Raw genomic sequence first — 26,307 nt, forward strand, 5'->3', positions numbered from 1 at the left:
ATCCGACACTCTATCTGTTTGTTTAAGCATTGGACCGGAAACCACGTACGATTTTCGGTCCGATGCTCTCATGGGCCTTTACTTGTCGAAACCGACCTTGTCGACCAGCTCGCTCGCCTGCTTGCGATGCGATACGATTTCCGTCAGCGACTTGTTGTCGATCTTCAGGTCGCCGAAGGAGGCGACGATCTCGTTGAGAGCCGCACCCTGCTTGACCGGATATTCGTAATTGGCTTCGGCATAGATCTTCTGGGCTTCGTCAGAGACGAGATATTCCAGAAGCTTGACGGCCTCGGCCTTGTTTGGAGCATTCTTGGCCACGGCCGCGCCGCTGATATTAACCTGCGTGCCGCCATTCTTGAAGGTCGGCAGAACCACCTTGATGGCGTCGCCCCACTTCACCTGCTCCTCGCCGCCCTTGCCCGAGCGCATCAGGCCGACATAATAGGAGTTGGCGATGCCGATATCGCAAATGCCGCCGAGAATGTCCTTGGCTACGTCACGGTCGCCGCCGCCTGCCTTGCGGGCCAGGTTTTCCTTGACGCCGGCAAGCCACTTCTCGGTGTCCGCAGCGCCGTAGTGAGCGATGTAGTCGGCAAAGAGGGCCGTATTATAGGGGTGCTGGCCAGCGCGAATGCAGACCTTGCCCTTCCACTTTGCATCCGCCAGGTCTTCATAGTTGAAGGAGGCGAGATCGACATCCTTCGCCGCATAAAGAACGCGGGCGCGCATGGAGAGCGCGAACCAATGGCCCTTGGCGTCACGCAGTTCAGCCGGGATAGCCTTGCTGAGAGTTTCGGATTCGACCGCCTGGGTAACACCCTTTTCGGCGAGATCGACAAGATTGCCGGCATCCACGGTCATCAGAACGTCGGCAGGCGAGCTTGCGCCTTCGCTCAGAACGCGCTCGGCAAGGCCGTCCTTCAGAAACACGGTATTGACCTTGACGCCGCTCGAGGCGGTGAAGGATTCCAGCAACGGCTGGATCAGGCCCGGCTCTCTGGTGGTGTAGATGTTGAGTTCCGCAGCGCTGAGCGAACCGGCTGTGAAAGCAACGGTGCTGGCAAGCAGGGTAAGTTTGGCAAATTTGATCATGTTTCGTCTCCCTCTCCGATGGCGGCAGTATAGAGGGAGCAAACATCATACCTGATGCCGCAAATCAAGTTTTATTTAGCCCTTTTCAGGCGCGATTTGATCACCAAGAGTTGAAAATGGAGCGAAAATAAACATGCAAATCCACTCATTCAACCTCAAGTAAATATCAAAACACCCTTGGGATCGATACCGAAACGCACCGCCTTGGCCTTGGCCGGCATGCGTTGCATCGTTCTGACGCGCAGGTCTGCCGGCAAGCCGGGCACGGCTATTGCAAGCTGCTCGATCTCACCGAGAAAAACGCGACTGGATATTTCACCCGCAATCCCCTCATTCGCAGTGCTGTCCCCGATGATCGAAATCGCATTGGGGCGCACATAGGCGACGGCGGCAAGACCGTCCGGTAGATCGGATGCATCACCCAGAGGCCCGAGCGGCGTTTCAACGCGACCCTGCCTGACGTGGCCGTCGATCTTGTTGAAGGCGCAGAAAAAATCGGCGGCGTAGCGGGTCTTGGGATTATCGTGGATTTCATAGCCCGTGCCGCTCTGCACGATGCGCCCGCGCTGCATCAGCACCACACGGTCGCCTGCCGAAAGCGCCTCTTCCGGATCATGGGTGACCATGATCGCCGTCGTGCCCAGTTCCCGCAGAAGCCCAAGCGTTTCCTCGCGCACATTGTCTCGCAACCCCCGGTCCAGATTGGAAAAGGGCTCGTCCATCAACAAAAGGCCGGGTTGCGGCGCAAGGGCGCGGGCAAGAGCCACACGCTGCTGCTCACCGCCCGAAAGCGTATGCGGGTAGCGCCTTGCAAGCTCCTGCAGGTGAACATGTTCAATCATTTCCCCGGCGCGACGACGGGCTTCCGCCTTTGGGAGCGACCTCAGACCAAACATCACATTCTGTTCGACAGTCAGATGCGGGAAAAGTGCATAGTCCTGAAAGACAAAGCCGATATTGCGCTTTTCCGGTTCAACGAAGACACCCGAACCGGCAACGGGAGCACCGTTCAGGAAAACACTGCCATGGTCCGGCGTCTCCACGCCCGCGACGATGCGCAGCAAGGTCGATTTTCCACAGCCGGACCGTCCCACCAGACAAATAATTTCGCCGCGTTCGACGGACAGATCGATATCGGACAAGACGTCCGTATCACCGAATCTTTTGCCCACCGATTTCAGTTCAAGCGCTGCGCTGCCTGCCATTTCAAATCCTGCCCTGCTCTACGAATTATGTTGATCGCTCAAATCAGGATTAAAGTCAAAAAGCCGGGCAAAATACGGTTTTCCTTCACGAGACCGCGAGATGTTGGGCAGCAATATTGACGTTTACGTTAGAGTTAAATAGGCTTTGCCAATACGATGGACGTCACGGGATTACGCGTTTATCATTCGTTACCGGGGAGCAGGAGGAGCGGTCGATCCGGTGACGCATAGCGGTTCCCTCAATCCGGTCATTACACCGGAAAATGCGGGAGCCTCGTGACGATCAGACAGGCTAAAGCGCCTTTAATGCGTTCCGTCGAACGCGCGGCGCACAGAAGACTCTGGGAGGAGAAGCATGAGTGAATTGTCCCTGGGACAACCGGAAAATGTCAGCGTCCAGAAACGCTGGCTGTCATCCTATCCGCAGGGGGTGCCTGCCGAGATCCCCGCATCCACCTATTCCTCCCTTGTCGAACTTCTCGAAAAGAGCTGCGTGCAATTTGCCGATCGCAAAGCTTTTTCCAGCATGGGAAAGTCGCTGACCTATCGGGAACTGGATATCGAAACCCGCGCCGTTGCCGCCTGGCTGCAATCCAGAGGACTGGAAAAAGGCGACCGGGTTGCCGTGATGATGCCGAATATCCTGCAAAATCCGGTTGCGGTTTATGGAATCCTGCGGGCCGGCATGATCGTGGTGAACGTCAATCCGCTCTATACGCCGCGCGAACTGGAACATCAGCTGAAAGATTCCGGTGCAAAGGCGCTTTTCGTGCTGGAGAACTTCGCACATGTGGCGCAGCAGGCGGCGCCGAAAACCGCCGTCCGGCACGTGGTTGTTGCGGCTATGGGCGATCTGCTCGGCCTCAAGGGGCATATCGTCAACCTTGTGGTGCGCAAGGTGAAGAAGCTCGTACCTGCCTATGCCATCCCCGGCTCCATCAGTTTCAAGGCCGTGTTGAAGGAAGGGCAGGAGCTTCCGCTGAAGCCCGCCAGCCTTAACGCCCAGGATATCGCTTTCCTGCAATATACCGGCGGAACCACGGGCATTTCCAAAGGCGCAATCCTTACCCATGCCAATCTGCTGGCCAACAAGGCGCAGATCAGCCTCTGGCTGGACGCCGCCTTCAGCGGCCGCAAGGACCGCCCGGAGGTTCTCAATTTCATCTGCGCGCTGCCGCTCTGCCATATCTTCGCACTGACGGTGAATTCGCTGATGGGCATTGCGCTCGGCGGCCACAATCTGCTGATCGCCAATCCGCGCGATATACCGGGCTTCGTCAAGGAACTGTCGCATTATCGGCCGCATATTTTCCCGGGCATCAACACGCTGTTCAACGCGCTGATGAACAATGAGGATTTCCGCAAGCTCGACCTTTCCTCGCTGATCCTCGTGCTTGGCGGCGGCATGGCGGTGCAAAGGCCGGTCGCCGAACGCTGGCTCTCCATGGTCGGTTGCCCGATTGCGGAAGGTTACGGTCTTTCCGAAACCTCGCCCGTCGCCACCGTCAACCGCCTCGACGCCAAGGAATTCAGCGGCACCATCGGCTTGCCGATCTCCTCAACGGAAATCGACGTTCGCGACGAAGAGGGCAACAGCCTGCCTACCGGTGAAGTCGGCGAGATCTGCATTCGCGGACCGCAGGTCATGGCCGGCTACTGGCAGAGGCCGGATGAAACCGCCAAAGCCATGACGGCTGACGGTTTCTTCCGCTCCGGCGACATGGGGTTCATGGACGATCGCGGTTATACCAAGATCGTCGACCGCAAGAAGGATATGATCCTCGTTTCCGGTTTCAACGTCTATCCGAACGAGGTCGAGGAAGTGGCCGCCAGCCACCCGGGCGTGCTGGAATGCGCCGCCATCGGCGTTCCCGACGAACATTCCGGCGAAACCGTCAAGCTTTTCGTCGTCAAGAAGGACCAGTCGCTGACGGAAGCGGAACTTAAGGCCTTCTGCGCCAAGAACCTGACAAATTACAAGCGGCCGAAAATCATCGAGTTCCGTACCGAACTGCCGAAATCCAATGTCGGCAAGATTTTGCGACGCGAATTGCGCAATCTGAACTGAGCGCTTTGAAGCCAATGACGAGAGCCGGGAAACCGGCTCTTTTCTTTTATCGCGGCCCTTTTCTTTTATCAAAGTCGCCTTGATTTGGCCGCCTGAAAAAGAATAGTTTCCTCATCCTTCCACGGAAGCCGAGGAGCACAAGATGCAGGCCACCATCGAAAAACTGAAAGCAACGGCGAGCAGCACAGCCGCAACCGATCTTCGCGCCGCGTTTGCGGCCGACGACCAACGATTCAGCCGTTTCAGCGCGAAATTCGATGACCTGCTGATGGACTATTCCAAATGCGCGGTGAATGAGGAGATCGTGACGCTTCTTGAGACGCTGGCCCGCGAGGGCGGCGTCGAGGCCAAGCGCGAGGAGATGTTCTCCGGCAAGGCCATCAACTTCACCGAGGACCGCGCCGTGCTGCATACCGCGCTGCGCAACCGTTCCAACACGCCGGTTCTCGTTGACGGCAAGGACGTGATGCCTGACGTAAACGCCGTTCTCGCCGCCATGGGCAAGTTTGCCGATGCGATCCGTTCCGGTTCGCTGAAGGGTGCGACCGGCAAGAAGATTACCGACGTCATCAATATCGGCATTGGCGGTTCCGATCTCGGTCCCGTGATGGCGACGCTGGCGCTCGCGCCTTTCCATGACGGCCCGCGCGCGCATTTCGTCTCGAACATCGATGGCGCTCATATCGCCGACACGCTGAAGCTCGTCGACCCTGAAACCTCGCTGTTCATCGTCGCGTCGAAGACCTTCACCACCATCGAAACCATGACGAATGCCGCCACCGCGCGCCGCTTCATCGCCGAAAAGCTGGGTGAAGGCGCCGTCAAGCACCATTTCGCCGCCGTTTCGACCGCGCTGGACAAGGTCGCCGCATTCGGTATCGAAAGCGACCGCATCTTCGGTTTCTGGGACTGGGTTGGCGGACGTTATTCGATCTGGTCGGCCATCGGCCTGCCGCTGATGATCGCCATCGGGCCGGATAATTTCGGCAAGTTCCTGGATGGTGCGCATGCCATGGACAAGCACTTCCGCGAAGCGCCGATCCGCGAAAATCTGCCGATGCTGCTCGGCCTCATCGGTTTTTATAACCGCAACGTGTTGAATTATCCGACGCGCGCGATCCTGCCCTATGATCAGCGGCTGTCGCGTTTCCCGGCTTATCTGCAGCAGCTCGACATGGAGTCGAACGGCAAGGGTGTGACCATCGACGGCACGCCCGTCGAAGGCCAGTCCGGCCCGGTCGTCTGGGGCGAGCCCGGCACCAATGGCCAGCACGCCTTCTACCAGCTCATCCACCAGGGCACGAGCGTCATTCCGGCCGAATTCATGATCGCGGCCAACGGTTTCGAGCCCGAACTGCGCCACCAGCACCAGCTTCTCATCGCCAATTGCCTGGCGCAATCGGAAGCGCTGATGAAGGGACGCACGCTCGCCGAAGCGAAAGCACAGCTCACCTCCAAGGGCATGGAAGACAAACTCGCCGATTTCATCGCGCCGCATCGTGTCTTCACCGGCAACCGCCCCTCCATCACCTTCGTCTATGACAAGCTGACGCCCTTCGCGCTTGGCCGCCTGATCGCGCTTTACGAGCATCGCGTTTTCGTCGAAGGCGTGCTGTTCCGCATCAACTCCTTCGACCAGTGGGGCGTGGAGCTTGGCAAGGAACTGGCGACAGGCCTGCTTCCCGTCGTGGAAGGCAAGGAAAGTGCAGCCGGCCATGACAGCTCGACCCAGGGTCTGGTGAAGGCGCTGTCGGGACTGGCGGGCTGAGGGGCGTTACGACCGTTATCTAAAAAGCCGGAGACACCTCCGGCTTTTTTATTGTGGCGGCTCAAATATAAAGTGCCGCCATCTTGCGCCACGCTCCGGCCCGGTGGGCGCGGCCATCCCAGACATGCATCCGATGCCCCACCTGCTTGTCCGACAGAACCCGGCTCAGATGATGGTTGTTGTCCAGAAACGGATCGGCATCGCCAATGGTGAAGACCATGTCGATGCGGCGCAGGCTATCGAGTCGCCATGGGCAGTCTAGGCCCGGCAGGAAATGGCTCGGCATGTGGAAATAGACATCGTCGTCGTAATAACCATCGAACAGGTCGCCGAAAGATTCCACCTTCATCGTCAGGTCATAACGGCCGGAAAAGGCGACGAGCTTACGAAAAAGATGCGGGTGGCGAAAAACGAGGCTCGCGGCCTGAAACGCACCCAGGCTGCAACCCTGCACGATCGTATCGCTATTCGGGTTTTTCTCGGCCATCAACGGCAGCACTTCGTTCAGAATATAGTCTTCGAAGGCGGCATGACGGCGAATACGATCAGCGGGATGATGCCAGGCCGCGTAGAAGGTCTCTCTCGCCAACCCCTCTATGCAATAGAGCTGAAGGTGGCCCGCCTCCAGCTTGTCGGCGAGACTGCCGACAAGACCAAGTTCCTCATATTCGAAGAAACGCCCGTCGCGGGTGGGAAACATCAGCACCTTGGCGCCGGAATGTCCGAATATTAGCAGCTCCATGTCGCGATGGAGCCTTTGACTATACCAGCGGAGATATTCGCGTTTCATGGCACCTTGAAAAACCGTCTGACCTTGTCCTTATGGACCGCATCTTGCGATGCGCTGTCAGGGTAATCGAAATGCCCGGCGTCGAGGATGAATATTTCATTAAATTTTGATTTTGGCAGCGCATTGGCCACCGCGAACTGGCAGGGCGGCGCCACCGCCGGATCGAAAAGCGCGGGCGCAACCAGCATCGGCACTTTTATGCGGGTGGCGGCACAGGCGGCGTCGAACAGGCGCAGCGTCTCAAGCAGGTTGGCATGGGTCTTCTGATAGGTTTGAACCGCATCCGCGCTGCCGACGGTGGGTAACGTCAGCCAGAACGGCCGGTGTCCGAATGTTGGCACGACAAGATGGCCGCGATCTATACGCTCGTCGAAAGGGATGGCCAGGGCACCGATGCCGCCGCCGAAACTGATGCCGCTATAACCCACCTGCCCTTCCAGCCACGGATAGAGGCTGATGAGCGTGGAAACAGCAACCCACAGATCGTCGACGCAGCCGCCGATGATGTAATCGTCTTTCCTGTCGATGTTATAGAGAACATGGAGCGCCGGGTCGGACGAGATCGGCGGACAGGCGCTCAGCGACAGCCCGCGAAAACAGGGAAACAGCACGGCCGTTTCTTCCACCGGCACGTCGAAATCGGGCTCCCCTCGCCCGCCATAACCATGGCCCACAACGAGGCCGCGACGCACCTGCCCTTCGCGCGGCAAAAGCAGCCACCCGCCGATGCGAAAACCGCCGGTGGAGGTGTAGGTCATATCGAGGACATGCCAGCGGGGGTCACTGAGCCTGCTCTTGCGCAGCACCGGTCGGGGATCCGTGGCGAGCGCGCGGCGATAGCGCTTTTTCCAGAAATCATCGAAGCCCGGCGGCGCTTCGGGCGGGGTGATGGCCAGCAGCTGCTCGCGCTGCATGCCATAGGTCGGGTCGAAATCGAAAGGATGGGACTTGGGAACGCTCATGCGATGCTTGTTTCGTGAAAAAACAGCGGACACAAGCTTCATAATATCGAAATAACGGTTTTTTACGGTTCTAAAGCCGGGAAGAGTGTTGAACCACCTTTTCAAAATGGTTCAACCGTACCCATCACAAACCGATTTCGTGCGCAAAGGGCGGATTCGCGCCCGCCCGCGAAACGGTGACAGCGGCCGCTTTCGCGCCCAGCGCCAAAGCCTTCCTGATCTGGTCTTCCGTCAGCGAGGCAACCTGGGCCTTGGTCAGAAGGCCCTGCATTTTCAGCGAGGCGAGAATGCCTGCATCGAAGGTATCGCCCGCGCCGACAGTGTCGACCACTTCCACCCGCTCGGAAGCCACTTCAACCTTGAGATTGGCGCTATACCCCACCGCGCCCTTGGCGCCACGGGTGACGACGACCAGTTTCGCACCATGGTGCAACCAGTGGCGGGCAAGCGTGTCCTCATCGCCTTCCAGCCCGAACCAGGCAAGGTCTTCATCCGAGAATTTCACGATATCCGACATGGCCGCCATGCGACGGATGCGGGCCATGTGGGACTGCTTGTCCTTGATGAAGCCAGGGCGGATATTCGGATCGAGCGAGATGACGCGGCTTTCGTGCTCGCGCGTCATCAGGGCTTCATAGGTGCTGCCACAAGGCTCCGGGATAAGGCTGATCGCGCCGAAATGCAGCGCCTCGCAATCGGCGCCGAGTGCGGGAAGCTCCGCCTCGGTGATCATCCGGCCGGCGGTGTTTTCGTCATAGAAGGCATAGGTCGCATGGCCATCTACCAGCTTCACGAAGGCGATGGTGGTCGGCCGCGAAAGGGTGGCGCAATAGCTGAAGTCGACATTGCTGGCGCGCAGGGTTTCCCGCAGGATATCGCCCATCATGTCATCGGAAAGACCAGTGAAGAAAGCGGATGGAACGCCGAGACGCCCCAGCGCAATCGCCGTGTTGAAGACCGCTCCGCCTGCATAGGCGGCAAAACCCGCCTCACCCAGCGTCGTCTGCCGGGGCAGCATATCGATCAGGGCTTCACCACAACACAGGATCATTACGGTCCTCCTCAAAACAGCAAATCAAATGGACTTAAATCGATTTAGACGAAGATCGATCGGAAGGCCAGCCGCAAAACCGGGCTGGCCGCATCCGAAATTAAGATTGCGGCAATTCGCTGACACCACCGCGTTTTGCCGACCATGGCAGCGGGTTATCGAGGAAGGCTTCGACCTCCGAGAGGGTCTTTTCGTCGAACAGTTTTTCAGCCCGGGCAACGGCCAGAACATCGCGCCAGGTGGTCAGGTAATGCAGCTTGACATTGCCATTGGCGAAGCGCGCTTCGGCCTCTTCGAAGATGCCGTAATAGAAGAGCGCGATGCCGTGATCGACAATGCCGCCCGCCGCACGGATGGCGTCGATGAAGGTGAACATCGAGCCGCCGGCCGTCGTCAGATCCTCGATGACGAGAACGCGGGCGCCTTCCGGCATATGGCCTTCGATCTGGGCATTGCGGCCATGGCCTTTCGGCTTCTTGCGGCAATAGATCATCGGCAGGCCGAGGCGCTCGGCAAGGAAAGCGGCGAAGGGAATGCCCGCCGTCTCGCCGCCTGCCACACAGTCGAACTTCTCGAAACCGGCCTCGCGCATCACCGCCGCCGCCGCAAAATCCATCGCCGCCGAGCGGATGCGCGGGAAGGAGATGAGCTTGCGCATGTCGATGTAGACCGGGCTCTTCATGCCCGAAGCGAAGGTATAGGGGCTTTCGGAATTGAAGTGGACCGCCTTGATTTCCCACAACATCTTCGCAACCAGTTCCGCAACGACGGCGCGGTCAGTGAATGTGAAATGGTTCATAGGCGTTCTCCTTTTTCGGCCTTGGTTTATCGCTCCAAAAACCCGGATCGGTTTTCGGAAAGCACAACATGTCGGTTCAGCATTGCAGGCATCCGCAGGCGGCACAGAAGGGCGAATGCCTGGGGACCATAACAAAACCGCCGGCAGTGCCGGCGGTTACTAAAAAATCAACTTACATCCCAATGGAGCGGGAACATCGGATCGAACACGGTCACCGGCCCGGCACCCGTCTCGATTTTTTCAGGAAAGGCCACCGCTTCCTCGCGCTTGACCAGCGTGATGGTCTCCTCGTTCGGCGCAAGACCATACCAGGCCGGGCCGTTGAGCGATGCGAAGGCTTCCAGCCTGTCGAGGGCGTTCTCATCCTCGAAGACGTGGGCGAGACAGCTCATGGTGTTGATGGAGGTATAGATGCCGGCGCAGCCGCAGGCGCATTCCTTCAGCGGGTCCACATGCGGCGCGGAATCCGTGCCGAGGAAGAAGCGTGCATCACCCGAAGTCGCGGCAGCCCGCAGCGCCAGCCGGTGCTCCTCGCGCTTGGCGACGGGCAGGCAATAATAATGCGGCTTGATACCGCCGACGAGAATGGCGTTACGGTTGATGATGAGATGGTGGGTGGTGATGGAGCCGGCGAGGTTGGCCTTGGACGACTTGATGTAATCCACGCCATCGCGGGTGGTGATATGCTCCATCGTCACCTTGAGTTCCGGCAGGCGCTGGCGCAGAGGCTCCAGAACCGTATCGATGAACACCTTCTCGCGGTCGAAAATATCGACTTCCGGCGTCGTCACCTCACCATGCACGCAAAGCGGCAGGCCGATCTTCGCCATGCGTTCCAGAACCGGCATGGCCTTGTTGAAATCGCGCACACCGCCGTGGGAATTGGTAGTCGCACCGGCCGGGTAGAGCTTTACGGCAGTGATGAGGCCGCTTTTTTTGCCCTCTTCCACATCATCGGCCTGCGTGTCCTCGGTGAGATAGAGGGTCATCAGCGGCTCGAAACGGTCACCCGCGGGAATTGCCTTGACGATGCGTTCGCGATAGGCGCGGGCATCGGCCGTGGTGACGACCGGCGGCACCAGGTTCGGCATGATGATGGCGCGGGCGAAATGGCGGCTCGTATCCCCGATCACCCCTTCCAGCATTGCCCCATCACGCAGGTGCAGGTGCCAGTCATCAGGGCGGCGCAGGGTGAGCGACTTCATCGGGATACCTCGGAGCATGACGGAATTGGCGCCCGCTTAGCATCTTTTGCCGCGGGAAAACAGCCGCCAAAGTTCATCGGGCGGCTGTAAATGTCATTTTTTTAGAGCGTGCCTCAGATGTTGCCCGCTTCCGGCCCCCAGACATCGGTCATGGCGAAACCATCGGCCAGCGGATCAAACGGATCGAGACCCACCTGATGCAGGCCGAAGGTGAAGCCGCGCCCGGCAATGGTGGGAATAACAGCCGGGCGGCCTGCCACTTCGGTGACGGCGGAAAGGCCGACATCGAATTCCGAACCGATGATCGAGCGGGATTTATACTCGTCTCCCACCTTCACCCTGCCGCGCGCATAAAGCGTGGCGAGATTGGCGGAATTACCGGTTCCGCAGGGCGAACGATCCGCCCGACCCGGCCACATGGTGGTGCAGGTGCGGATGGAGCCATCCGCATCCACATCGCGGAACATGACATAGGCGACACCGGAAATGGCCGGAATTTCCGGATGAACGACGGTCATTTCACGGTTGACCAGATCCTTCAGGATCATGCCCGCCGAGACCAGTTTGGCCGCATTGGCCTTTTCGATCGTCAAGCCGATCTGGCGGACATCGACGAGCGCATAAAAGATCCCGCCATAGGAAATATCCATCGTCACCCTGCCCCATTCGGGCGTGTCGATGCTGACATCCAGCTCATGCACGAAGGACGGCACCATGGTCAGTTTGACCTTTTCGCAACGGCCATCGCGGCAGGTGGCCGTGGCCTTGACCAGACCGGCGGCCGTTTCGAGGATGATGACGGTTTCCGGTTCCTGCATTTCCACCATGCCGCTTTCCAGAAGCGCCGTCGTCGCGCAGATGGAATTGGAACCGGAGCTGGCATGCGCCTGATCCGGCTGGAGAATGACAAAGGCCGCGTGCGCATCCGGGTGTTTCGGCGGCAGGAGAAGGTTGACCGACCCCATCGGCGTGCCGCGCGGCTCCAGCGTCAGGAAGCGGCGAAGCGCCTCGCCCTGCGGATCGGTATTCATCCAGTGTAGCTGTTCGGCCACCGTGTTGCCGGGAATTTTCGGCGCGCCGCCGGTGACGACACGGCCGATTTCGCCTTCGCAATGAACATCGAGAAGCTGGAGGGTGCGTTTCCAACGCATGGGGGTCTACTCCGGAAGTTGGGTTGTTGACCCGACCATACAGATAAAAATACAAGCTGTATACAAATCTACAAGGGTGCGGCCTCGAAAACGCGGAAAGTTCGAAGTCGCTCCTTTAATCACGATCTAGCGGCTACGGCATTCCGCCCGATTTCGGTTGGCGGTCGCCTCGCAATTCACTCTCGACGACTGAACAGCCTGATCGTCCACTACGGAGCCGGCCGTATCGCCCACCGATCCGACGGTGTTTTCTACCGAGCGGCCGAGCCGTTCCACCTGCCTGCCGTAATTTTCACGCGTGCGTGGATCGAACACCGCAATCGGCGCGCTGACCACGACGCTCGCCGCCGTTCCAACGGTTTGCGCAGCCCCGATGCTGACGGCACCCAGCGCCTCACCCAGACCGACATCGGAATCCGTCACCGTCTGACCGGCGATAAGGCGGTCACCGATCAGGCGGACAACTTCAGGGCTTTCGGCAAATTTGCCATGGTTCAGGCGGTCGCCGGATTGCAGCTTGGTCAAATCCAGAACGGTAATCCCGGCTTTTTCAAGCTGGCTACGATAGGGCTCGACCGATGGGTCGATCTGGCCCAGCCGGTCAACATTGCCGGAGATACGGCGCGACAGGCTGAGCGCGCGGTCATCCTGAGAGACGAACAGGGTAAATCTCGGCGGCGTCTTGCCGAGGCTTGTGAATTGCCGACTGAACACGTCGACATCGAGATCGGGCGCGGCCAGAATGACGTTGCTGATCTTCGGGTCGACGCGGCCATTGCGGATGGCCATCTGGCGCAGCGCCTCCACCGCAAGCCAGGTGCCCATGGAGTGGGCCATGACGGTGACCTCACCGATGGACTTGTCCTTGGCGAGACGCGTCAGCATCTCTTCCAGCGCATCACGGGAGTAGTTGGTGCTTTCCTTGTCGTAGTTATAGTCGAAAATGCTCGCCCGCGACGGCCAGGTGAAGACCACCGGAACGACATCCGTGCCGGAATCATGGACGATCTGGGCGAAGCGATAGACGGATTCTTCGTAACGATTATTGAAACCGTGCACGAAAACCAGCACCCGGCGATCCTTCTGGATGTGTTTGCTGATCCAGCTTCTTGTTTCGGCTTCGGAGCGAATTGGCTCCACCGCCACCGTGGTGAAATCCTTCAGCGGGTTCGGCGGCAGCTTTTTCGGCCATTGCACCTGCCCGACCTTGCGGTTGGCATTGGGTGGAATGGAAATGGTGACGGCATCGACCTTCAAGCCCGTTCCACGCTCACCGCCGAAAAGCACGGCGGCGTTTTCCGATGGCGCACGCGTCGTGGCAACCAGCAGATTGACCGGCGTTGTCCCCGCTACGGTCTGCCCGGTCGGCGTCATGACACCGATCGGACGCCCGCCGCACCCGGCAAGCAGGGCGACAATGGCGATTACGGCCACGAAGCGAATGGGCATCACATCACTCTCCTACAACCCAGAAGCAGCCGAATAGCAGCCGGTTGGAGAGGATTTTCTACCGGAGGCGGAACTGCCGCGCCAGCAGCCTAAGCAAAGCGGCGACACTTTCCCCACCCGGTGTGTCCAAACGGACCCAATTGCCGGACGATTGAACCGGCAGTCGGAGAACCGTCACGAGCTTATTGCAGCGACAGCATCGTGCCCTTTTCCCGGAGCGCTTTATGCCAGGAGAGCGCCTCTTCGATGAGATGCGGCGTGTGCCCACCGCGCGCCACCGCCCGCTGGTAATAATCCGTCAGCGCATCACGGTAATCAGGATGCACACAATTGGCGATAATGACCGCTGCGCGTTCGCGTGGGGCGAGGCCGCGTAGATCGGCAAGCCCGATCTCCGTGACAAGAATATCCACATCATGTTCGGTATGATCGACATGGCTGACCATCGGCACGACGCTGGAAATGGCGCCGCCCTTGGCGATCGATTTGGTGACGAAGATCGACATATAGGCATTGCGGGCGAAATCCCCCGAGCCGCCAATGCCGTTCATCATATGGGTGCCACCGACATGGGTGGAATTGACGTTTCCGTAGATATCAAATTCCAGCGCCGTATTGATGCCGATGATGCCAAGGCGGCGGATCACCTCCGGGTGGTTACTCACCTCCTGCGGTCGCAGGATCAGCCTGCTCTTATAATCTGCCAGTCGCGGCATGACCCGTTCATTCATGGCCGAGGAGAGCGTGATCGACGAACCGGAGGCGAAAACCAGCTTGCCTGCGTCGAAAAGCTCAAAGGTCGAATCCTGCAGGACCTCCGAATACATTTTGAGATCGTGAAACGGCGTATCGATGAAACCATGCATCACGGCATTGGCAATGGTGCCGATGCCGGCCTGGAGCGGCTGGAGTTCATGGGTCATGCGGCCATGACGCACCTCGTTCAGCAGAAATTCGGTGAGATGGCCGGCAATGGCCTTGGTCTCGTCATCCGGCGGCAGCACCGTGGAAAAACTGTCGCTCTTGTCGCTGAGAACGATGGCGGCGATTTTCTCCGGCGGCACCGGAATGAAGGGCAGGCCAACACGGCTATCGGTTGCCACCACCGGAATGGGCATGCGGGTGGGGCGTTTGGCAGGAATGAAAATGTCGTGCAGCCCCTCCAGCACCTCGGGCTGCGACAGGTTGATCTCGACGATGACCTTGTCGGCCAGAATGGCGAAGCTTGCCGAATTGCCGACGGATGTCGTGGGCACGATGCCGCCATCGGCCGTAATCGCCACCGCTTCGACGATGGCGATATCCACCCCGTGAATCTGGCCGCCGCGCAATTGCTCGACCGTTTCTGAAAGATGCTGGTCGATGAACATCACCCGGCCGTCATTGATCGCCTTGCGCAAAGCCGGATCGGACTGGAACGGCATGCGGCGCGCCAGCATGCCGGCCTCGACCATGGTCTTGTCGAGATCGTTGCCAAGCGACGCGCCGGTCATCAGGGTGATTTTCATGGGGTTCGTCTTGGCGCGTTCGGCCAAGGCCAGCGGCACCGCCTTCGCTTCGCCTGCCCGCGTAAAGCCGCTCATGCCCACCGTCATGCCATCCTGAATGAGGCTGGCGGCCTCTTCGGCGCTGACGATCCGGTTCAAGAGGGACGCGTTGCGGATACGCTTTTCAAGCATGCACTTCTCCATGATCTGCACTCACGATGGCACGTCACCGGACTTGCCACCTTTCCGGTGACTATGGCGCGTACTTTCAACGATGAAACTGACATAGATCAAGGGTGCGAGCGGGACTATGGCCTTGACGCATCAAATCCTGCTCAACAAACCGCAAGTGGCGCATAGGCGCGACAGGCAGCGGGGTTTTTGCAGCGTCGCGGCCTATCGACGAAACACTGCCGGATTCTGCCGCGGGCGACGAGGCGCATCGGCGCCTCATCGCTTCTTAGATATCGGCAACGATCAGGGGCCTTCACAAACCGGAGCCTGACCGAGTACGACCTGCCCCACCTCGGCATCATAGGCGCGCAAGCCGAAGGCAGCGAGACTGATGACACGGTAACAGGGGTTGCCACCCGTCCACAGCGGATCAAGAGCCTCTATATCGGTGATGAAACGATGTGAGCAGGCCTGACCGGAACTATAGGCAATGCCTTCCGCACTGGTGCCCGCCATCGGGACGTGAATGTGGCCAAAAACAATGTGGCGCACGCCAGCCTTGTGAGCGGCGAGGCGACGCATGACCGCGCCGTCGTCATGCATGCCGATGTTTTCGAAGTGCCGGATGCCGCAATCCATAGGCGGGTGATGAATGAAAACCGTTACTGGCAGGTCGCCAGCGCCTTCAAGCGCGTTGTCCAGCCATTTCAGACGGTCCGCGCCATACATCCCGCCGATCACATCGGGCTCATGGCTATCGAGGAACAGCAGGCGACCGAATTCGGTATCGATAAAGGACTGGATATAGCCGTTGTCGTCACGCAGCTGTTCCGGAAAAGCCGTCACGAATTCCGGACGGCGGTCGTGGTTACCGAGCATCAGCCGTACGGGGATTGAGACGGGCGCAAGAATATCGCGCAGTAGTTGATAAGCTTCCGGCTCGCCGTAGTTGCAAAGATCACCCGTCATGACAAGAAGATCGGCATCGGCGTGTTTTTCGACAATATCAGCCACCGCCGCGCGCAGCTGCTTTTCAGGGTCGACGCCGTTTACAGCGATGCCGGGGGGTACGAGATGGGTGTCGGTGATCTGGATGATCTTCATAGTCTGTCTCTCTGCGCAAAATGGCTGCGGGAACGGATTTCCCCGCAGCCTTTTCGATGGTTTTGCTTATTTCAGCAGGGCGTTGGTCTGCTCGACGATCTGCTTCAGACCAGCTTCCGGCGTCACCTCACCGCGCATGACGGTGCCGATGATGTCGCGCTGGGTGCGCCAGATGCGGACGGAATCGCCACCCGGATAACCGGCCCAGGGCAGGGAACGGTCAGCCTGAAGCGAAGCGGTCTTCACATTCGGGTTCTCGACATAATAGGGAGCGAGGAAGTCCGGGCCGGTTGCCAGCTTGTTGGTCGGCAGGTAACCGGTAATGCGAACGATGGTGTTCTGGGCTTCCGGGCCGGTGATCCATTTCAGGTACTTCCAGGCAGCGTCCTGCTTGGCCTTTTCCTGGGTCAGGATAACGGCAGAGTTACCACCGGTCGGAACGCCGCCCTTTTCCTTGTTGTCGAGCGGGAAGGTCGCGGTCTTCAGCTTGAAGCGGTCACCGACCAGACCCTGGATCGTCTGAACATGCGCAGGCGTCGAGAAGATGAAACCGGTGAGGCCTGCACCGAACTGCTGGCGCGACTGATCCCAGTCGAGCAGGTTCTGGCCGCCTTCGGTGACGAACTGGCGGGTCATTTTCAGGGCGTTGAGGCCGATCTCGTTGTCGAAGCCAACGGTCTTGGCCTTCTCGTCAACGAGCTTGCCGCCCTGTTCGACGATGAGCGCCTGCCATAACCAGTCATCCGGCCAGCCGTTGATGTCGTAGCTCATGCCGGCGAACTTGGGGTCGAGAGCCTTGATCTTCTTTGCGAGAGCAATGAGTTCCGCAAAGGTGGTCGGCATCTTATCCGGGTCGCCGCCAGCCTTGGTGACGAGGTCGGCGTTGATGTAGATGATCGGCGAGGAAGCGTTGACCGGCAGGCCGTACTGCTTGCCGTCGATCTGGCCGAGGGCGGCCATCTTCGGGCTGTAGTTCTTGTCGAGGAAGGCTTGACCGCCTTCAGCCTGGATGAACGGGCCGAGATCGGTGATCTGGTTGCGCGGTGCGAGCGTGTGAACGAGTTCCGCTGTCAGGTTGTAACCCGAGAAATATACGTCTGGCAGATTGCCAGTGACGGCGGAGCGCAGAACCTGCTGCTGGCCTTCATTGTAACCGGCGGCCGGAGCGAGGAAGTTGATCTTCACGTCCGGGTTCTTCTTCATGAATTCATCGGCCAGCGGCTGATGGAACTTGGTGAAGCCCGGCAGGTTGTAAAGAACGTTGAGCGTGATTTCATTGGCGAGAACCGGCTGAGCGAGGCCCGCAAAAGCCATGCCAAGAGCCAGACCGCCCATCACGGCGCGTCGGTTGAGTTTCATGTCAATCTCCAGAAAGGTTGGGAGGAGGAAGTCTGAACGGCGTCACTTGACGCCGGTCATGGTAATACCGGCGATGAAATGCCGCCGTGCGAGGAGGAAGCACAGCACCATCGGCGCGGTAATCAGTGTGGCGCCCGCCATCAGCGCACCGTAATTCGCACCGGATTCGACATCGGCGAAGAACATCATGCCAAGCGGCGGCGAGGCCAGATTGGTGTCGGAGACCACGATCATCGGCCAATAAAGGTCGTTCCAGTGGGCAACGAGCGAGAAGACTGAAAAAGCGGCGAGCGAGGGCAGCGAGCCGCGCAGAACCAGCCCCCAGCAGATCTCCATTTCCGAGAAACCATCCATGCGCGCCGCCTCGATGATTTCGTCCGGGTAACTGCGGAAGGACTGGTTGAACAGGAAGATGGCGAAGACCGAGATGAAGAACGGCATCATCATTGCGAAGTAGGTGTTCAACATCTCCGTTTTCGCCAGACCGACAAAAAGCGGAAGCGCAAGAGCCTGAATTGGAACGCAGAGTGCGGCGATGACGAGGCCCAGGAGAAGCTTGCGGCCCGGAAACCGGAGCTTCGCCAGCGCATAGGCCGCGGGAACCGATGTCAGGACCTGCACGATGAGGATGCCGAAGCAGACGATGACGCCGTTCAGCATGAAACGTGCCATCGGCACCTGCCCGGCCGCCCGGGCATAATTGTCGACCGCATCGAATTTATCGGGGATCGGCCACAGGGAGACGTTGAATATTTCTGCTGGCGAGCGGATCGACGTCAGTATCATCCAGTAGAACGGCAGGAGCATCACGAATGCGCCGAGGGCGAGCACGAGATGCGGAAGATATTTACGGAGCGCGGCCATCAGTAGTGCACCTTCCGGTCCATATGCAGCGTCTGGCCAATCGACAGGACCAGCACGATCGCGAGGAAGATAATGGTCAGCGCCGCCGCATAACCCGTGTTCGAATATTCGAAACCCTCAAGATAGAGATCGAACAGCAGTGTTTCGGAACCGGAGCGGCCCTTGGTCAGCACGGCGACCGTCTCGAACACCTTGAAAGCCGAGATCGAGGTGGTGACCACAACGAACATCGTCGTTGGCCCAAGCATCGGCCATGTCACCGTCAGGAACCGGTCGATCGGGTTTTTCGCGCCATCGAGCCGTACCGCTTCGTGCAAATCCTTGGAGATGGCGGTAAGGCCCGCGAGGAACAGCACCATGTTGAAGCCCAGAATCTGCCAGACACCCATCAACGCCATGGTGGGAATGAGCAGAACGGGATTGGAGAGGAACGCGACGGGTTCGAAGCCCAGCCACTTGATCGCCGCATTCACCGGCCCAAGCGAAGGGTGCAGCAGAAATTGCCACACCGTTGCCATGGCGACGAGCGTTGCAGTGACCGGAAGGAAATAGGCCACTTCCCAAAAAGCGCGGCTACGCTTGCGATTATAAACGAGCAGGGCTACGCCGAGTGCCAGAAATACGCCAAAGGGGATGACGATGGCCGCATAAATGGCCGTATTCGTCAGCGCGCGCAAAAAGACCGGATCCTCAAAAGCCTTGACGAAATTCCCGATGCCGACGAATTGCGTGGAGAGCGCGCCAAGCTGGTAATCGGTGACGGAAAAACCCGCCAGAACGAGCATGGGAATGATATAGATCGCCAGAAGCAGGAGGCTCGCCGGCGCGGCAAACATGAGGCCGCGCCAGATCATGCGCCGGTCCGCCTTCGACAGGCGTCGCCGGGCCTTTGCAGGCGTGGGCGTGGAGAAATCGGCCGCCGTCATGCCGGCACCCGTTCACGCACCGTCGTCTTGCGGCGCAGGCCGTCGGCGGCGAAAAGATGGGCACGTTCCGGCGCAAAACCAAGGTTCATCACGCCATCCGCGTCAGCGCCCAGCACCTCTCCAGCGCCCTGGCGCAGGGTGACGGCCACCGTCTCATCGCTCAGAAGGCGGCAGCTGACGAAACGGTCAGCGCCATGGGTTTCGTTGCGCACCACCCGCACCGCGAAACCTTCGGCACCTGGGCGCAAGTCTTCGGCGCGAAGGCCGAGCGTTGCCGGACCGGCATCGCGGCCAGAAGCATCGAGGCCAAGATCGCGTCCGAACGCCGTAACCTTGCCCTGTGCATCGATTTCGACCGGCAGCAGATTGATCGACGGCGTGCCGATAAAACGCGCGACCGTCAGCGTCGCCGGCTTTCGGTAAAGTTCATCCGGCGTGCCGAGCTGTTCGATGCGGCCTTCCGACATCAGCGCGATGCGGTCGGACATGGTCATGGCCTCGATCTGGTCGTGGGTAACGTAGATGAAGGTTGCTCCCAGCCGGCGATGCAGGCCAGCCAGCTCCTCACGCATATGGGCGCGAAGCTTCGCATCGAGATTGGAAAGCGGCTCGTCCATCAGAAAGGCGGCGGGGGAGCGCACCAGTGCCCGGGCAAGCGCCACACGCTGGCGCTGGCCACCGGAAAGCTGCGCCGGCTTGCGGTCCAGCAGATGCGCGATCTGCAGGGTCTCTGCCGCCTGTTCGACGGCGGCATCGATCTGCCTGAGCGTTTCGGCCGGGGCCACAAACCGCCCGATCAACGGCAGGCGCGCTGCAAAGGGCAGACGTCGCATCCTGAGCGGCGTTGCGATGTTCTGGCGCACGTTCATATGCGGATAAAGGGCGTAAGACTGGAACACCATCGCCAGATTGCGGTCACTCGGATCGAGTTCCGTCACATCCTGACCACCGATCGAGACCGAGCCGCGATCGGGCGTTTCCAGCCCTGCAATGATGCGCAGAAGCGTGGACTTGCCGCAACCCGACATGCCGACGAGGGATAGGAATTCACCGGGACGGATGGAGAGTTCGATCTCTTTCAGAACATCGTCAGCCCCGAAGCCTTTGCCGATACCCGAAAGTTCAAGTGATTGTGGCGTCATTCTGCGCTCCTTTTCTGGAGCGCATATGCTTATATTGTATGACAATATGACGAAGGTTTGCAGAAAGTTCGGTGACACCGGAAAGCCCGATAATCCCGGCTCATCGCCAGGCCCTGCAATACCGGCCTTCATAAAAATCCACTAATATGAGGGGGTAATCCGAATATACGGATTCAAGACCTGTTCGACGGCCATGGCTGCACCAGCAGGCGAAGTCTCACGCGGCAGCCAGAATCACATGGGCCTGAATTTTGGCGGCGACCTCGCCGTTGCCGTGCCTGGCTTCAATCCGGGATGCGGCACACGCCGTCGCCGCCTCCAGTTTTCCCGGCGCCCTGGCTTCGATTTCAGTGCGAAGAACCGTTCCCTGACAATAGGCCATGGCGGGAATACGCGGTGACAGTGCACGGCTTTGCGCCGCTATCGTCTCAATCACCACGCGGGAAAAGCCCGCAATTTCCAACTCCGCGCGGATCAGCGCCGTATCGTGATAGCCGTGCGGAGTGCGGGCCATGAAGCGTGGCGGATCGTCGGGAAACAGACCGGCAAGGGCGTTCGTCACATCATTCGCGAAGTCATTCTCCTCAATGCGGTCCCACACGTTCAATAAATAATGTCCGCCGGGCTTCAACACCCTCTTTGCTTCGCGATAGGCAGTCAGACGGTCGGTGAAAAACATCGCGCCGAACTGACAGAAAACGAGATCGAAACTCGCGTCTTCAAACGGCAGTGCCTGAGCATCCACCTGCCGCCAATCAATACGATCGTCAGGCGCCTGTCGCGCCGCTGCAAAATCAAGCATCGGCTGATTGAGGTCGGTCACGACATAATGTGCGGCGGGCGGCAATCTGGGCGCCAGTTCGCGGGTGACAACCCCGGTCCCCGCAGCGATTTCCAGCACATCGATCGGCATCAATGACGCCGCTCTCCGTGCCAGATCACGGGCGAAGGGCTCGAAAATCAACGGCACCATGTAACGGTCGTAGTTTTCCGGAATAGAGCCTGCAAATACCTGGTCAGTTTCCAACATGGCTTTCACCTGAGGCCAGCTAATGACCGGATGATTTTAGCACATATTGGCGACGTTCGGAGTCTGTTCGACCTTGTGGGTTTTCAAGAGGACAACAGAAATGTCGACATTGAACCGCATTGCAAAACGGGAGCCCGCAAGGCGTTGTATTTGATTTTTCGTGAGAAGAGAAATGGCGCACCCGAAGAGATTCGAACTCCTGACCCCCAGATTCGTAGTCTGGTGCTCTATCCAGCTGAGCTACGGGTGCGTGCCGTTCCGGTCGTTTCCGGTGGCGTGGCGATCCTCTAAAACGTCCTCATTCCGATTGCAAGCGATTTCGTTTCGAAATTGTCATTTTTCCGCAGCAATTCATTTATCCCATTGATTATAAAAGATATTCCATAAGGGTTGTTTTTGAGTGACCCCGTGTCACGCATTTTCAGGCTGATATGGTGATTGCATCGGGCCGTCCGCGAGCGGGATTCTCAGGCGGTTCTGGCCGCATGTACGGAAGCTGCACGATCGGCGATCTCTATGCGGAACTGGGTTCCTGGGCCCGGCTTTTCAACAAGCGCGATCGTGCCGCCATGGGCAAGCACCAGTTCCCGCGCAATCACGAGCCCGAGGCCGGTGCCACCGGAACGGGCCGAGCCCCTGAAAGCGGAGAACAGGTTCTCCTTTGCCTTGCGCGGCATTCCCGGCCCGTTGTCGTCTATGACGATGCTGACGACGCTGCCGGCCCTCTGGGCCGAAATTGAAAGATGCCGGGGTGCCGCACTCGCGACATCCGATTGCAGGGCCTGAACGGCGTTGCGACAGAGATTATGGATCACCCGGAAAAGCTGCTCGGCATCGGCATCAACCGTCAGATCGGTAGGCACACTGTCGTGGAACTCGATACCGCTTTCCGGCTCGAGCGCCAGAATATCGCGTACATCGCGCACCAGAAGGCTCAGGTGAACCGTCTTGCGTTTCGGCGCGCCTTCCGTCGCCTGCCCATAGGCCAGAACTTCGCCCGTATAGGCCACCGCACGGTCGATGGTGCGCAGCAGCTTTGGCGCGAAACTTCTCACCATCGGGTCCTTTGCATCCACCAGGCGGTCCGACATCAGCTGCGCGGATGACAGAATGTTGCGCATGTCATGATTGATCTTTGAAACGGCAAGGCCAAGATCCACGAGGTTCTTCTGTTGCCTGAGCGTTTTCTGCAACTCGGTCTGCATGTCGGCCAGATGGCGGCCAGCAACCGCCAGTTCATCGGTCCCGTCCTCGGCGACGAAAATCCGTTCCGGATTGCCGGGGTCTTCGGAGAAATGCTGCATGCCGAGCGTCAGGCGGCGAATGGGTCGGATCATGATGCGGTTGATGGAGACGAAAATGAGCCCGGCGGTGATTAGTGACAGGACGATGGAAATCAGGAAGACGTTGCGGGCATAGGCAAGCATCGCCGCCCGCAGCTTGTTTTCGCCCAACACCAGTTCGATGATGGTGTCGCTGTCACCGACAACGTCGAAAACCCGGATGACGCGGTTGCCGCCGAACAGCAATGTGGAGAAGGCATCCCGCACCGCCGCCAGCTGCGAGACATCGGAAAGATCATATTGCTCATCCACGCCGGGCGGCGTTTCGGCCACGGCGAGGAGGCGCGAGGTGCCGTCCTTGCGCAGAGCGATGAGCTTCGCCCCGGTCGCCATCAGCGTGTCGTTCTGCACGCTTCGCGGCAATTCCGCCTGCAAGCCGTCAATTACCGCACCGGCAGCGGCTGCCGTGTTCAGACGATCGCGCAGCCAGGAAAGGCGCATGTTGGCGACCGAAGGCACGAAGATCAGCACCTCGGCGATCATCACGAAAATGACCGTCAGCAGCAGCAGGCGTCCTGAAAGACCTGCGGTCAATCCCGGCATGCAGTGCACCGGATTGTCCTCCGTGCGGTCCAAGCTGTCTACGCCTTTAGAAAACACCGGGCCCTGATCCTGTATGCGCGCCGCCGCTTTGGTTGAACGGCTCGGTTTATATGCACGTATAATAATAGGACCTAACTGATTTTTTTCCAATGCGCTGCGAAACAAACGTTTTCATCGCAGGAAAAACAAACGCCGCCCAAAAGGGCGGCGTTCAAAACAGCGCTATTCTGACGAGAACGGGTGAACCGGGTTCAATCAGAACTCCTGCCAGTCTCCATGCGCCGGCGCAGCGGCCGACTGGGCATTAAGCGCACGGCCAACGCTGTTCATCAATTTACGGGCCGGCGAGGCAACCGCCGCCGTTCTGCCGGAAACCGCCACGGGCCGCATCGGCTGTTCCGCGCGGGGCCGGGCGTGGACCTCCTCGACGCCCACCTTGAAGCGCGCCACCAGCGTCACAAGATGATCCGCCTCGCCGCTCAGCTTGTGGGTCGCAGCCGATGTCTCCTCGACCATGGCGGCATTGCGCTGCGTCACCTGGTCCATCTGGTTGATCGCCGTGTTCACTTCGTGCAGTCCGGTGGACTGTTCCCGCGCAGCGGTAGCAATCGAATGGATGTGATCGTTGATCGCCAGGACGCGCGTCTCGATCTCACTCAATGCGCTGCCGGTTTTTTGCACCAGCGATACGCCCCGGCCGACTTCTTCGCCGGATTTGGTGATCAGCGCCTTGATGTCCTTCGCGGCCGTTGCCGAGCGTTGCGCCAGCTCACGCACTTCCTGCGCGACGACGGCAAAGCCCTTGCCCGCTTCGCCTGCACGCGCCGCCTCGACGCCCGCATTCAGCGCCAGAAGGTTGGTCTGGAAGGCGATCTCGTCAATGACATTGATGATCTGGCTGATTTCACGCGACGCATGCTCGATGCGATCCATGGCGGAGACGGCATCGCGCACGACATTGGCGGATTCCTCCGTCTTCTGCTTGGTCTCGGCCACCATGGTGCTGGCTTCCTGCGCACGATCGGTCGAATTGCGAACGACGGCGGTGATCTCGTCCAGAGCGGCGGAGGTTTCCTCCAGGGCTGCGGCCTGCTGTTCCGTTCGCTTCGACAGATCGTCGGCCGCCGAGCGCAATTCATTCGCATTGCCGCTGATGCCTTCCGTGCTGCTGCGCACTTCCCGCATCGTTTCGCGCAGCTTGGCGAGTGTCTCGTTGACGTTGGCCTGCAGTTCGGCGAACACACCGCGGAACTCGCCATCCATCCTTTCCGTCAGATCACCCCGAGCCAGCCCTTCGATGACGCGGCTGGTCTCGGAGACGCCGTTATCCACACCGGTTAGCAGGGCATTGATGGTCGCGGCGAAACGATTGAGGTTTTCATCGCCGTAATCCTTGTTGATGCGGCGGCTGAAATCACCGCCCGCCGCCGCGTCGACGACAACGGCCATGCCGGCCTGCAGATCATCGCTCTTGGCGCGCATGGCGGCTTCCTGCGCATTCATGCGACGCATCTCGCGCCCATTCTTCTTGAAGACCTCGACGGCCGCCGCCATTTCGCCGATCTCATCCTTCTGGCCGAGATAAGGCACGTCCACGTCCAGATTTCCGTCCGCAACGGCATTCATCACTTCCGAAACCTTGCGGATCGGCGCGCTCAGCTGCCGCGCTCCGATATAAAGACCGAACGCCGCGCCGGCCAATATGCCGCTGCCCGTGACGATGATGACCAGCCAGAACGTTGTCGTCACGAACCCGTCGATGCCCACCTTGACGGCTTCAAGCCCGGCAATGTCATTTTTCACGACGGCATCGATTTCTGCCTGATAGGCCTTGCGGTTGGCCCGGTTCGCCTCATTGTTGCCCTGCTGGTTGGCGGCCTGCGGACCGACCTCGCGTGCAAGCCGCGCCGTTTCCAGACGGAAGGTCTTGAACTCCTTGAAGCGGCTGGAGAGGTTGTCGAAGGCCGTCTTCTGTTCCGCCGGAACGAGAGGGGTCCACGTCGCGATCAGCTTCTCCATGGCGTCGAGATTCTTGACGATGCCATCGGCAAAAGGTGCCGCCTTCTCGATATCGGGAGCAGCGTAAATACCGCGCGCTTCCATCACGACGGCGGTGACAAGACGGTTGAGCGCCTCGCCTTTATAGGCGCGCTCCGCAGCCTTTTCATACCCAACCGTGCGCACCTGGAATTCGCTGACCGCATAGATGGACAGCCCGCCAATGGTACAGGCCACGAGGCTCATCAGCCCAACAAGAAGATTGATACGACCGCGAATTCTCAATTTCGTTCCCCCAACAAAAGCCAGCCGCGCGATAGAAAATGGGAAGCTGGCATAACTTTTCGCATCACAACATTTATCAATGCTGCGTTAAGAAAGAATTTCGGATTTTACCGATTGTACGCGGGAATCAGCATCTATCGCCGGTCAACGGGGAACATGGCCGCGCGTTTTCCGCAAAAGGTGAAGTGCGAAAACCCCTTCGGCAATTGACTTTGCTCGGCCTATGCCCTTATAAGCCGCGCACGCTCGGCCATTGAAAGCTCGCCCAGGCGGGGTTAGCCGTGCAAAAAACGAAACGCTCTTGCAAATAGTTGCAAATTCAAGAAGGGCCGCACACCGCGGTATTAAATAAATGTCGAAGCGTACCTACCAACCGTCCAAGCTTGTTCGCAAGCGTCGTCATGGTTTCCGTGCCCGCATGGCTACCGCTGGCGGCCGCAAGGTTCTCGCAGCCCGCCGTGCGCGCGGCCGCGCACGTCTGTCGGCTTAATCGCCGCCTCTGTGACCCG

The 26,307-nt window shown here is 59.3% G+C and carries 21 protein-coding genes and 1 tRNA gene; 3 read left to right on the top strand and 19 right to left on the bottom strand.

Going from position 1 to position 26,307, the window contains the following annotated elements:
* Window positions 1-78: 78 nt before the first annotated feature.
* The gene (locus AC1ROR_RS11090; protein WP_498589415.1) at window positions 79-1,095 is read right to left on the bottom strand and encodes an extracellular solute-binding protein; all 1,017 of its coding nucleotides are present in this window, start codon (window positions 1,093-1,095) and stop codon (window positions 79-81) included.
* Between the two features lie 155 nt (window positions 1,096-1,250).
* Window positions 1,251-2,300, bottom strand: a complete 1,050-nt coding sequence (locus tag AC1ROR_RS11095) for an ABC transporter ATP-binding protein (protein WP_498589416.1) — start codon at window positions 2,298-2,300, stop codon at window positions 1,251-1,253.
* Between the two features lie 355 nt (window positions 2,301-2,655).
* Here AC1ROR_RS11095 and AC1ROR_RS11100 point away from each other — a divergent pair, with 355 nt between their 5' ends.
* Both AC1ROR_RS11100 and pgi read left to right on the top strand, forming a co-directional pair.
* On the top strand, window positions 2,656-4,368 hold the full coding sequence (locus AC1ROR_RS11100; protein ID WP_498589417.1) for a long-chain fatty acid--CoA ligase: 1,713 nt from the start codon (window positions 2,656-2,658) through the stop codon (window positions 4,366-4,368).
* 142 nt (window positions 4,369-4,510) lie between these two features.
* Window positions 4,511-6,136 (top strand): glucose-6-phosphate isomerase, encoded by a 1,626-nt coding sequence (pgi, locus tag AC1ROR_RS11105; RefSeq protein WP_498589418.1) that lies wholly within the window; start codon window positions 4,511-4,513, stop codon window positions 6,134-6,136.
* A 61-nt stretch (window positions 6,137-6,197) separates the two neighbouring features.
* On the opposite strand, the gene AC1ROR_RS11110 is transcribed toward pgi, so the two are convergent.
* From AC1ROR_RS11110 to AC1ROR_RS11190, 17 genes are all read right to left on the bottom strand, one after another.
* The gene (locus AC1ROR_RS11110) at window positions 6,198-6,926 is read right to left on the bottom strand and encodes an esterase family protein (RefSeq protein ID WP_498589419.1); all 729 of its coding nucleotides are present in this window, start codon (window positions 6,924-6,926) and stop codon (window positions 6,198-6,200) included.
* The gene (locus tag AC1ROR_RS11115; protein ID WP_035219842.1) at window positions 6,923-7,888 is read right to left on the bottom strand and encodes an acetylxylan esterase; all 966 of its coding nucleotides are present in this window, start codon (window positions 7,886-7,888) and stop codon (window positions 6,923-6,925) included. The genes AC1ROR_RS11110 and AC1ROR_RS11115 overlap by 4 nt, the downstream gene beginning before the upstream one ends.
* Window positions 7,889-8,012: 124 nt before the next feature.
* On the bottom strand, window positions 8,013-8,939 hold the full coding sequence (locus AC1ROR_RS11120) for a carbohydrate kinase family protein (RefSeq protein WP_498589420.1): 927 nt from the start codon (window positions 8,937-8,939) through the stop codon (window positions 8,013-8,015).
* Between the two features lie 100 nt (window positions 8,940-9,039).
* Window positions 9,040-9,738 (bottom strand): orotate phosphoribosyltransferase, encoded by a 699-nt coding sequence (locus AC1ROR_RS11125; protein WP_003520012.1) that lies wholly within the window; start codon window positions 9,736-9,738, stop codon window positions 9,040-9,042.
* Window positions 9,739-9,905: 167 nt separating this feature from the next.
* A complete protein-coding gene (gene pyrC / locus AC1ROR_RS11130; protein ID WP_080836422.1) occupies window positions 9,906-10,943 on the bottom strand; it encodes a dihydroorotase in 1,038 nt (345 codons plus the stop codon).
* Window positions 10,944-11,056: 113 nt separating this feature from the next.
* Entirely contained in the window at window positions 11,057-12,094 is a 1,038-nt protein-coding gene (locus AC1ROR_RS11135) for a 4-hydroxyproline epimerase (RefSeq protein WP_080833307.1), read from the bottom strand.
* 126 nt (window positions 12,095-12,220) lie between these two features.
* Window positions 12,221-13,543 carry an alpha/beta hydrolase gene (locus AC1ROR_RS11140; protein ID WP_498589421.1) on the bottom strand — a complete coding sequence of 441 codons (1,323 nt, stop codon included), beginning with the start codon at window positions 13,541-13,543 and terminating at the stop codon, window positions 12,221-12,223.
* Between the two features lie 182 nt (window positions 13,544-13,725).
* A complete protein-coding gene (gene scpC, locus AC1ROR_RS11145) occupies window positions 13,726-15,222 on the bottom strand; it encodes a succinyl-CoA:acetate CoA-transferase ScpC (RefSeq protein WP_035219141.1) in 1,497 nt (498 codons plus the stop codon).
* Window positions 15,223-15,507: 285 nt separating this feature from the next.
* On the bottom strand, window positions 15,508-16,308 hold the full coding sequence (locus tag AC1ROR_RS11150; RefSeq protein ID WP_498589422.1) for a phosphodiesterase: 801 nt from the start codon (window positions 16,306-16,308) through the stop codon (window positions 15,508-15,510).
* A 66-nt stretch (window positions 16,309-16,374) separates the two neighbouring features.
* On the bottom strand, window positions 16,375-17,667 hold the full coding sequence (locus AC1ROR_RS11155; RefSeq protein ID WP_498589423.1) for an ABC transporter substrate-binding protein: 1,293 nt from the start codon (window positions 17,665-17,667) through the stop codon (window positions 16,375-16,377).
* A gap of 42 nt (window positions 17,668-17,709) precedes the next feature.
* Entirely contained in the window at window positions 17,710-18,531 is an 822-nt protein-coding gene (locus AC1ROR_RS11160) for a carbohydrate ABC transporter permease (RefSeq protein WP_498589424.1), read from the bottom strand.
* Window positions 18,531-19,457: a carbohydrate ABC transporter permease gene (locus tag AC1ROR_RS11165; RefSeq protein ID WP_498589425.1), complete on the bottom strand. Its 927-nt coding sequence runs from the start codon at window positions 19,455-19,457 to the stop codon at window positions 18,531-18,533. Before AC1ROR_RS11165 ends, AC1ROR_RS11160 begins: the two co-directional genes overlap by 1 nt.
* On the bottom strand, window positions 19,454-20,599 hold the full coding sequence (locus AC1ROR_RS11170) for an ABC transporter ATP-binding protein (protein ID WP_498589426.1): 1,146 nt from the start codon (window positions 20,597-20,599) through the stop codon (window positions 19,454-19,456). Before AC1ROR_RS11170 ends, AC1ROR_RS11165 begins: the two co-directional genes overlap by 4 nt.
* A 217-nt stretch (window positions 20,600-20,816) precedes the next feature.
* Complete coding sequence (locus AC1ROR_RS11175) at window positions 20,817-21,629, bottom strand: class I SAM-dependent methyltransferase (RefSeq protein WP_498589427.1); 813 nt, start codon at window positions 21,627-21,629, stop codon at window positions 20,817-20,819.
* Between the two features lie 173 nt (window positions 21,630-21,802).
* Window positions 21,803-21,879: transfer RNA gene (locus tag AC1ROR_RS11180), tRNA-Arg, on the bottom strand.
* 217 nt (window positions 21,880-22,096) lie between these two features.
* Complete coding sequence (locus AC1ROR_RS11185) at window positions 22,097-23,515, bottom strand: sensor histidine kinase (protein ID WP_498589428.1); 1,419 nt, start codon at window positions 23,513-23,515, stop codon at window positions 22,097-22,099.
* Between the two features lie 255 nt (window positions 23,516-23,770).
* Window positions 23,771-25,798, bottom strand: a complete 2,028-nt coding sequence (locus AC1ROR_RS11190) for a methyl-accepting chemotaxis protein (protein WP_142172823.1) — start codon at window positions 25,796-25,798, stop codon at window positions 23,771-23,773.
* Window positions 25,799-26,150: 352 nt separating this feature from the next.
* Between AC1ROR_RS11190 and rpmH the strand changes: the two genes are divergently transcribed.
* Entirely contained in the window at window positions 26,151-26,288 is a 138-nt protein-coding gene (rpmH, locus tag AC1ROR_RS11195; RefSeq protein ID WP_003493611.1) for a 50S ribosomal protein L34, read from the top strand.
* The last annotated feature ends 19 nt before the right edge of the window (window positions 26,289-26,307 follow it).

The sequence above is a fragment of the Agrobacterium sp. GW821-FHT14E08 genome (assembly GCF_058803865.1).